Source organism: Pseudomonas sp. FW507-12TSA (assembly GCF_058781435.1).
In genome coordinates this window covers 18,727-27,766 of the sequence record NZ_JBYSWT010000052.1, presented here as the reverse complement: position 1 = coordinate 27,766, position 9,040 = coordinate 18,727, and the positions used below count along the sequence as shown (strand labels likewise).

Annotated in this window: 11 protein-coding genes; 5 read left to right on the top strand and 6 right to left on the bottom strand. The window is 64.3% G+C overall.

From position 1 onward, the window contains the following. Both AC3WK8_RS31230 and AC3WK8_RS31225 read right to left on the bottom strand, forming a co-directional pair. On the bottom strand, window positions 1-257 hold a 257-nt coding region (locus AC3WK8_RS31230), incomplete at its 3' end, for a glycerophosphodiester phosphodiesterase (RefSeq protein WP_272482548.1). Between the two features lie 50 nt (window positions 258-307). After that, window positions 308-895, bottom strand: coding sequence for a PilZ domain-containing protein (locus AC3WK8_RS31225; protein WP_031321328.1), 588 nt, complete (start codon window positions 893-895; stop codon window positions 308-310). Between the two features lie 94 nt (window positions 896-989). On the opposite strand from AC3WK8_RS31225, the gene AC3WK8_RS31220 reads away from it, so the two are divergent. From AC3WK8_RS31220 to AC3WK8_RS31210, 3 genes are all read left to right on the top strand, one after another. Continuing rightward, window positions 990-2,240 (top strand): lipoprotein-releasing ABC transporter permease subunit, encoded by a 1,251-nt coding sequence (locus tag AC3WK8_RS31220; RefSeq protein ID WP_103326950.1) that lies wholly within the window; start codon window positions 990-992, stop codon window positions 2,238-2,240. Window positions 2,241-2,247: 7 nt separating this feature from the next. Continuing rightward, entirely contained in the window at window positions 2,248-2,931 is a 684-nt protein-coding gene (lolD, locus tag AC3WK8_RS31215; RefSeq protein ID WP_022643364.1) for a lipoprotein-releasing ABC transporter ATP-binding protein LolD, read from the top strand. A 71-nt stretch (window positions 2,932-3,002) separates the two neighbouring features. Continuing rightward, window positions 3,003-4,247, top strand: coding sequence for a lipoprotein-releasing ABC transporter permease subunit (locus AC3WK8_RS31210; protein ID WP_085597090.1), 1,245 nt, complete (start codon window positions 3,003-3,005; stop codon window positions 4,245-4,247). Between the two features lie 36 nt (window positions 4,248-4,283). Here the strand turns inward: AC3WK8_RS31210 and AC3WK8_RS31205 are convergent, their stop codons facing one another. Both AC3WK8_RS31205 and AC3WK8_RS31200 read right to left on the bottom strand, forming a co-directional pair. Then, window positions 4,284-5,645, bottom strand: a complete 1,362-nt coding sequence (locus AC3WK8_RS31205) for a heavy metal sensor histidine kinase (protein ID WP_103326952.1) — start codon at window positions 5,643-5,645, stop codon at window positions 4,284-4,286. Continuing rightward, window positions 5,645-6,325, bottom strand: a complete 681-nt coding sequence (locus AC3WK8_RS31200; protein ID WP_085597088.1) for a heavy metal response regulator transcription factor — start codon at window positions 6,323-6,325, stop codon at window positions 5,645-5,647. The genes AC3WK8_RS31205 and AC3WK8_RS31200 overlap by 1 nt, the downstream gene beginning before the upstream one ends. Window positions 6,326-6,482: 157 nt before the next feature. Here AC3WK8_RS31200 and copI point away from each other — a divergent pair, with 157 nt between their 5' ends. Together copI and queF are read left to right on the top strand one after the other, a co-directional pair. After that, window positions 6,483-7,049, top strand: a complete 567-nt coding sequence (gene copI, locus AC3WK8_RS31195; protein ID WP_103327003.1) for a copper-resistant cuproprotein CopI — start codon at window positions 6,483-6,485, stop codon at window positions 7,047-7,049. A 68-nt stretch (window positions 7,050-7,117) separates the two neighbouring features. Then, window positions 7,118-7,948, top strand: coding sequence for an NADPH-dependent 7-cyano-7-deazaguanine reductase QueF (gene queF / locus AC3WK8_RS31190; RefSeq protein ID WP_103326953.1), 831 nt, complete (start codon window positions 7,118-7,120; stop codon window positions 7,946-7,948). Window positions 7,949-8,006: 58 nt separating this feature from the next. On the opposite strand, the gene AC3WK8_RS31185 is transcribed toward queF, so the two are convergent. After that, the gene (locus tag AC3WK8_RS31185; protein ID WP_022643370.1) at window positions 8,007-8,270 is read right to left on the bottom strand and encodes a DUF4404 family protein; all 264 of its coding nucleotides are present in this window, start codon (window positions 8,268-8,270) and stop codon (window positions 8,007-8,009) included. 124 nt (window positions 8,271-8,394) lie between these two features. Beyond that, window positions 8,395-9,015 (bottom strand): HAD superfamily inactivated hydrolase PcrP, encoded by a 621-nt coding sequence (gene pcrP / locus AC3WK8_RS31180; protein WP_085597086.1) that lies wholly within the window; start codon window positions 9,013-9,015, stop codon window positions 8,395-8,397. Between the last annotated feature and the right edge of the window lie 25 nt (window positions 9,016-9,040).

The following is a 9,040-nucleotide window of genomic DNA, read 5'->3' as shown; positions in this document are numbered from 1 at the left end:
GGGCTGACCCAGCCCGGCCCGCCCTTGCGCGCGTCGTAGGTCACCAGCTCGGCAGCGCTGTGTTCTACCACCTTGCCGCGTCGATCGGTGGTGCGCTTGAGGGTCGGGTCGTGGATCACCATCAGTTCCCCGTCCATGGACAGGTGCAGGTCGAGCTCGCAGCGGCGTACGCCGTGCTTGAGGCATTCCTGGAAGCTGGTCAGGGTGTTTTCCGGCGCTTCGCCCTTGGCGCCGCGATGGCCATAGATCAGGGTCACAATTGCTCCTTCAAGGGTGTGGTTGTTCTTCAGGGATGGCCGGGCAGGGGTCAGCCGGCGGCTGGGTCGTTCTGTTCCCGGGCCTGGCGGCGTTGCTGGGCCTGTTTCTGCAGGATGTAGCGGGCCAGCAGCTGGCGCTGGGAGTCGGTCAAGGCTTCGAACTCGGTGCCGATCTCGAAGGTGCCGAAACCCTGGGGTTCGCAGTGGGTGACCTTGGCCCGCAGCAGCAGGCCCAGGGCCTGGGGCATCAACAGCAGCTTCACCGCCAGCTGGCTGCCGGTGGGATAGCACTGGTGATGGCTGAACTCGATGCCGCCTTCGGAGAGGATCACCCGCTGGGGTTCGCCGAACTTGCCCAGCACGGTCTGGGCCACCACCTGGCCGAGCAGGTCGATGCGCTTGTTCATGGCCTTGAGGTAGCTGGCCAGGGTGCGATCGCGCTCGCTGACCTGGCGTAGCAGGTGCTGGGATTCGAATTCGCTCAGGTGCAATTCGCTGAGCAGATTGAACAGCACGGACTCATCCTGCAACACTTCCTTGCTCGCCGCATCGTGGGCGGACAAGGGGCTAATTTCCAGTGCGATCGTGTCCTCGATACGGTAGTATTCGCGGCGATCTTCTTCATCTAATGTCGACATGGCGAACCCATGGTAGAGGCGGTGGTCTGAGTGTAAAGCTGCTTACCAGGCCTCGCCACAAGGACGTCTTCTTTTCCTCCGAACAAGCCCCGACATGTTCAGACCTCTGTTTGCTTTCATCGGCACGCGTTATACCCGTGCAAAGCGTCGCAACCATTTCGTGTCATTCATTTCCCTGACTTCGATGATCGGTCTCGCCCTCGGCGTGATCGTGATGATCGTGGTGTTGTCGGTGATGAATGGCTTCGACCATGAGATGCGCACCCGCGTGCTGGGCATGGTGCCCCACGCCACCATCGAATCCGGCGAGCCCATCAGTGACTGGCAGGGCCTGGCCGCCAAGGTCAAGGCCAATCCCCAGGTACTGGCGGTGGCGCCCTTCACCCAGATGCAGGGCCTGTTGACCAACAACGGCCAGGTGCAGAAGGTGTTGCTCAACGCCATCGACCCGGCCCAGGAGCGGCAGGTCTCGATCATCGACCACTTCATGCGACAGGGACAGCTGGACGCCCTGGCGCCCGGCAGTTTCGGTATCGTCATCGGTGACAAGGCCGCCAACAAGCTGGGCGTCGGCCTGGGCGACAAGCTGACATTCGTCGCCCCTGAGGTCTCGGTGACCCCGGCAGGCATGTTCCCGCGCATGAAGCGCTTCACCGTGGTGGGTATCTTCCACGTTGGCGCCGGCGAGATCGATGGCTACCTGGGCGTGACCAACCTCCAGGACCTGGGCCGCCTGCACCGCTGGAAGCCAGACCAGGTCCAGGGCTTGCGGTTGAAGTTCGACGACCTGTTCCAGGCACCGCGCACGGCCTGGCAGATCGCCCAGGAGCTGGGCGAGAACCATTTCTACGCCCGTGACTGGACCCGCACCCATGGCAACCTGTACCAGGCCATCCGCATGGAAAAAGCCATGATCGGCCTGCTGTTGTTGCTGATCGTCGCGGTCGCCGCCTTCAACATCATCTCCACCCTGGTGATGGTGGTGAACGACAAGAAGGGCGACATCGCCATCCTGCGTACCCTGGGTGCCACGCCGGCGACCATCATGGCGATCTTCATGGTCCAGGGTACGGTGATCGGCGTGGTCGGCACCCTGATCGGCGCCGTGCTGGGCATGCTCGCGGCACTGAATGTCAGCGCTGCGATCGCCGGCCTCGAGCGCCTGATCGGACACAAGTTCCTCAATGCCGACGTGTACTTCATCGACTACCTGCCGTCCCAACTGATGGCCGAGGACGTGTTGATGGTCTGCGGTGCGGCGTTGGTCCTGAGTTTCCTCGCCACCCTGTATCCTGCCTGGCGTGCGGCGCGCACCCAGCCTGCGGAGGCGCTACGTTATGAGTGAGTTGGGCATGAGTGAAAAAGCAATCCTGAGCTGCCGCGACCTGGGCAAGTCCTATGAGGAAGGTCCGGAGTCGGTGGTGGTCCTGTCCGGCCTGCAACTGGAACTGCATCCGGGCGAGCGGGTAGCCATCGTCGGCAGCTCCGGTTCCGGTAAAAGTACCTTGCTCAACCTGCTGGGCGGCCTGGATACCCCTTCCAAGGGCAGCGTCTGGCTGGCCGGCGAGGAGCTCTCGGCCCTGGGGGAAAAGGCCCGTGGCCAGCTGCGCAACCGCGCCCTGGGGTTCGTCTATCAGTTCCACCACCTGCTGCCGGAATTCACCGCCCTGGAGAACGTCTGCATGCCGCTGCTGATCGGTCGTACACCGATCCCGGAAGCCCGCCAGCGGGCCACGGCGCTGCTGGAGCGGGTCGGCCTGGCCCATCGTCTGGAACACAAGCCCGCCGAGCTGTCCGGTGGTGAGCGCCAGCGCGTGGCCATCGCCCGCGCCCTGGTGAACAAGCCGGGGCTGGTGATGCTCGATGAGCCCACCGGCAACCTCGATTCCCATACCGCCCAGGGCATCCAGGACCTGATGCTGGAGCTCAGCACCTCGATGCGCACCGCCTTTTTGGTGGTGACCCACGACATGAACCTGGCCCGGCAGATGGATCGCGTATTGCACCTGCAAGAAGGTCACCTGGTCGCGATCTGACGCGACCGCACGCGGCGTCGGCGGCTCGTCGGCCGGCGCCGGGTCATTAATCTTTCCAGGGTGCCTTGCCCATGTTCCGACCCTTATCGATCTTTATCGGCACGCGCTACACCCGCGCCAAGCGGCGTAACCGCTTCGTTTCCTTCATTTCCATGACCTCGATGATCGGCCTTGCCCTGGGTGTGCTGGCGATGATCGTGGTGCTTTCGGTAATGAACGGCTTCCAGCGGGAAATGAGCTCGCGGATCCTCGGCATGGTGCCCCATGCCACCATCGTCGGGGTCAAGCCCATCGACGACTGGCAGCCGGTAGCCGCCGCAGCCTTGAGCAATCCGCAAGTCACCGCGGCGGTACCGTTCACCGAAATGGAGGGCATGCTGTCCTACAAGGGGGCGATGCAGCCGATCCAGATCAGCGGCATCGACCCGGCCCAGGAGGGTAAGGTCTCCATCGTCGCCCAGCACATCGTCCAGGGCAGCCTGCAGGACTTGAAGCCTGGCGAGTTCGGAGTGGTGGTCGGCGAGATCACGGCCCGGCGGTTTCGCCTGAATGTCGGCGACAAGCTGACCCTGATCGTGCCGGAAGTCAGCACGGCGCCCGGTGGTATCACCCCGCGCATGCAGCGCCTGACGGTGGTGGGAGTGTTCAGGGTCGGTGCCGAGCTCGACGGTTCCATGGGCCTGATCCACGTGGCCGATGCCGCCCAGATGCAGCACTGGCAGCCCAACCAGGTGCAGAGCGTGCGCCTGGCGGTCAAGGACCTGTATGCCGCGCCGCAGGTCTCGGCGAGCATTGCCAAGGACCTGGGGGCGGACTTCAGGGCCGATGACTGGACCCACACCCAAGGCAGCCTGTTCAGCGCGATGAAGATGGAAAAGACCATGATCGGCCTGCTCCTGCTGATGATTGTCGCGGTGGCGGCCTTCAACATCATCGCGACCCTGATCATGGTGGTGAACGACAAGGGCGCGGATATCGCGATCTTGCGCACCATCGGCGCCACTCCGCGGCAGATCATGGCGATCTTCATGGTCCAGGGGACGGTGATCGGCATCGTCGGCACCCTGATCGGCGGCGTGCTGGGCGTCCTGGCGGCGCTCAACGTGAGCGAGTTGGTGGGCTGGCTCGAACGCATCAGCGGCCAGCAGATCTTCAGCTCTGACGTGTACTTCGTCAGCAACCTGCCTTCGGAACTGCAGGGCGGCGATGTGGCACTGATCTGCAGCGCCGGGTTCATCCTGAGCTTCCTGGCGACGGTCTATCCCGCCTGGCGCGCCTCCAAGGTCGAACCGGCCCAGGCGCTGCGCTACTCCTGAGCCCAGGGCCCCTGTGCTGCGTCAGTGGCGCGGGGCTCAGGCTTGCTTGGGCAACTCGATCACGAAGCGGGTCCAGCCCGGGCCGGATTCGCAATGGATCTGTCCGCCATGGGCGCGGACTATCGACTGGGTGATGGCCAGCCCCAGCCCCGCATGTTCGCTGCTACCCTCACGGCGCGCCGGATCGGCCCGGTAGAACCGGTCGAACAGGTGTGGCAGCACTTCCTTGGCGATACCTTCGCCGCTGTTCTCGATGCTCAGTGACAGGTCCTTGGGGCGGTCGCTGATCTGCACCTGCACCGTGCCGGCAGCGGGAGTGAAGCGCAGTGCGTTGTCCAGCAGGTTGGACAGCGCCCGGCGCAGCATGCTGCGGTCCCCGGAGATCCGGGCGCTGCCTTCACGAGCGAGCTGCACTTGCGCGTCCTCGGCCAGGGGGCCGTAGAACTCCAGCAGCATGTCGGTCTCCTGGGCCAGGTCGAGCATTTCCCGTCGGGGGGCCAGCAGGCCATGGTCGGCCTTGGCCAGGTACAGCATGTCGTTGACCAACTGCGCCATCCATTGCAGTTCCTCGAGATTACTGTGCAGGGCTTCGCGGTAGTCCTCGATGGGCCTGGGGCGGGTCAGGGTGACCTGGGTATGGGTCAGCAGGTTGGACAGCGGCGTGCGCAGTTCATGGGCGATGTCGGCGGAGAAGGCCGAGAGCCGCTGGAACGACTCATCGAGGCGACCGAGCATGGCGTTGAAGCTGCCGGCCAGTTCCGCCAACTCGGCGGGCATCTGCTCCGCCGGCAGGCGTTGGGTCAGGGAGTTGGCGCAGATGCCGGCCGCCACGCTGCCCATGCTGCGCAATGGGCGCAGGCCGCTCCGGGCCGCCCAGGCGCCGAGCAGGGCGGTGGCCAATGCCGACAGGCCTACGGTGAGCCAGATCAAGTGCTGCATGCGCTGCAGGAAGTGCTGGTGATGGGTGATGTCCAGCAGCAAGCTCAGCCGTGGCGAGTCCGCCTGGCCGGGCACCAGCGCTGCGTTGTAGACCCGGTAGGCGGTTCCGGCCAGGTCCAGGCTGTGCAGTCCCGGAGTGGCGGGTAGCGGGGCGGGCAGGGCTGGCAAGGTATCGAACCAGGCCTGGCCATCGGCGGCGCCCACGCGCAGGGCCAGGTCCGGCTGGTGCTGCAGCTCATCTTGTAGTCGTGGCTGGTGGCGGGGAAAGTCCGCCGCCGTGGTGACGTCCTGCAAGGCGCTGCGCAGGGCGATCAGCTTGCCCTCCAGCAGTTGCTGGTCCAGTTCGACGAAGTGCGCCTGGCTCGCCCGGTTGAAGAGTATTCCGGCCAGCAACGAGACCACGGCGGTGCAGGCGGCGAACAGCAGCGCCAGGCGCCCGCTCAAGGACAGGCGGCGCATCAGGCCAGGCGCTCTTCGAGCACATACCCCATGCCGCGCACGGTATGGATCAGCTTGTTGGGATAGTCGTCATCGATCTTCAGGCGCAGGCGGCGGATCGCCACTTCGATGACGTTGGTGTCGCTGTCGAAGTTCATGTCCCAGACCTGGGACGCGATCAGCGACTTGGGCAAGACCTCGCCCTGGCGTCGCAGGAGCATCTCCAGCAGGGCGAACTCCTTGGCGGTCAGGTCGATGCGCTGGCTGCCACGCTCCACTCGGCGACGGATGAGGTCCAGGCGCAAGTCGGCCAGTTGCAGGCTGGTTTCCTGGGCCGCGCTGCCGCCCCGGCGCAGCAGGCTGCGAACCCGTGCCAGCAGCTCGGAGAAGGCGAAGGGCTTGACCAGGTAGTCGTCGGCGCCCAGTTCCAGGCCATGTACCCGGTCTTCCACCGCGTCGCGGGCGGTGAGGAACAGTACTGGCATCTCCAGCCCGGCCCCCCGCACTGCCTGCAGGATCTGCCAGCCGCTGCGGCCGGGGAGCATCACATCGAGGATCAGCAGCGCGTAGTCGCCGGTCAGCGCCAGGTGCTGGCCGGTATTGCCGTCCGCCACCAGTTCGGTATTGAAGCCGGCTTCGCTCAGGCCCTGGCGCAGGTAGTGGCCGGTCTTGGGTTGGTCTTCGACGATCAATAACTTCATGGCGGGACTCTTGGCATATGGAACCGGGGCTTTATACCTTGCAGGGGCGCTGCGCAGGTGAAGCTGACAAAGTTGTAATCTACTTGTCAGCTGGCTGGCAGCGGTCCGGTCCTAGAGTGTGGCACAGGCTCAATTCTGTTCTTGTCGGGGTTTGATGATGAATCTGCAGAAGTTGTTGTTGCAAAGCCGTTCCGTGCTCGGTTCCTGCCTGATGCTGGTGGCAGCACCGCTCTGGGCGTCGCCGGCCACGTCCTATGATTTCGGCCAGCCGGCCGCGGCGGCCAAGGCCACGCGCAGTGTCGAGGTGGTGATGGGGGACATGACCTTCAACCCCAAGGCGCTGGAGGTCAAGGCCGGTGAAACGGTGCGTTTCGTGTTGATCAACAAGGGCCAGCTGTTGCATGAATTCAACCTGGGGGACGCGGCGATGCATGCCCGGCACCAGCAGGAAATGCTGCAGATGCAACAGAGCGGCATGCTGACCCCAACCGGCATGAAGGCCATGGAGCACGGTTCGATGGGTCATGCCTCGATGGGGCACGACTCCATGCCCGGGATGGCCCAGGGCATGCAGCACGACGATCCCAATAGCGTGCTGGTGGAGCCGGGCAAGCAGGCCGAGCTGACCTGGACCTTCAGCAAAAGCGCCAGCCTGGAGTTCGCCTGCAATATCCCCGGGCACTACCAGGCCGGGATGGTCGGCAAGCTGACGGTCAGTCCATAGGCGGCCGGGGCTCAAAGGCGGGAGCAAAGGCTGTTAGAATCCGCTGATTCTTCAGTCAGGTTTCCACCATGCATCCCGCAGCCGAACATTCGCCGCTGGGCAAGTCCAGTGAATACATCTCCACCTACACGCCATCGTTGCTGTTCCCCATCCCTCGGGCGGCGAAATGGGCCGAGCTGGGCTTGAGCGCCGAGACCCTGCCCTACCAGGGCGTGGACTTCTGGAACTGCTTCGAGCTGTCCTGGTTGCTGCCTTCGGGCAAGCCGGTGGTGGCCATCGGCGAGTTCAGCATTCCTGCCGACTCGCCGAACATCATCGAGTCCAAGTCCTTCAAGCTTTACCTCAACTCGCTGAACCAGACGCCGTTCGCCGATCGGGCCACGCTCGAAGCGACCTTGCGCAAGGACCTTTCGGCCGCTGCGGGCAAGCCTGTGACGGTGCATGTCCGCAGTCTTGGGGAAGTCGAGGCGCAAGGCCTGGTGGCGCTGCCGGGCGTGTGCATCGACGATCTGGATATCAGCGTCGACAGCTACGAGCACCCGCGTCCCGAATTGCTGCGCTGCGACAGCTCGCAGGTGGTGGAGGAGAGCTTGCACAGCCATCTGCTCAAATCCAACTGCCCGGTGACTAGCCAGCCGGACTGGGGCAGCGTGGTGGTGCAATACCGTGGTGCGGCCTTGGACCATGCCAGCCTGCTGGCCTACCTGGTGAGCTTCCGCCAGCACTCGGACTTCCATGAGCAGTGCGTGGAGCGGATCTTCCTCGACCTGCAGCGCCTGCTCAAGCCGGAGAAGCTCACTGTCTACGCGCGCTACGTGCGTCGCGGCGGGTTGGATATCAACCCTTACCGCAGTACCGAAACGGCGGACTTCGCCAATCACCGGTTGGTGCGCCAATAAACCAAAGCCCCGCTGTGATGGCGGGGCTTTGCATTTGGGCGCGTGCATCGAAGGTCGATCAGATGCCGATGTTGCCCAGGGTCTGGACGATGTTGCGCAAGGTTCCGGCGATGGCCGGGTGCTCCAGTTCGAAGCGCTCGACGGCCAGGTTGACGCCATCGGCGAGGCTGGTGTCGTGGGTGCTGTTCTCCAGCTGCAACTGCAGTTCGATCTGCTGCATCAGTTCTTGCAGGTTCTCGCGTTCGGCCGGCGACAGCGGCGGGTTCTGTTCCAATTGCTCGCGCAGGGTATCGAGTTGTTGTTGCAGTTCGCGGGCAGGCATGGCGTTCTCCCTTCAGTGATAGGCAGAGGGATGGACCGCGTGCCTGAGGCAAAGGTCCATGCCCACGGGATTTAGATTAATCCACCCGCAACCGCCGTGCATGATCTTGATCAACAGGCGTATTTCAGGGTTTTTCGCCCTTGAGCCTTCGCAGCCCGATGTCCTCCAGGCAGGTGGCCAGCTCACCCAGGTGGTCGATCACCGAGTGCACTCCCAGGCCGAACAATTGCACCGTCGCCTTGCCGCGCTTGAGTTCGCGCTCCTGCTGGCTCAGGGCCTGCCACTCGCTGGGAGGCAGGCCGCACAGGGAACCGCAGGACGCGAGGCCGATAGTCCACAGGCCGGCATTCAGCCCCGACTGCAACAAATGCGGTTCGCCACTGACCAGCACGCAACCGTCCAGGCCCTTGACCTTGAGTGCCATCAAGGCCTGCCAGCAAGCGTCGGGAGCGGGCCAGGGGATTGTGGTTGCCGGAGCCGGCTCGATCCATTCCGGCAGCGCAGCGGCCAATTGGCGAGTGCTGGTGTCGGGCAGCTGTTCCAACCAGGCACAGGGTATGCCCTGTCGTTCCAGGTACTGCAGGCTTTCCAGGGCGCCGGGTGTGGCCTGGAGTCGTTCCGGGGTGGGTTGCCATGCCGTTTGCAGGCGTGACAAGGCACCGAAGTCCACCAGGCAGCCACTGAGCCCGAAAAGCACCGCGGTCAGGGGGCGGAAGGGTTGGGCTGGGGTGTCGAGGTGGGGCATGGCGGCGTCCTTGAAATGCCTTCCG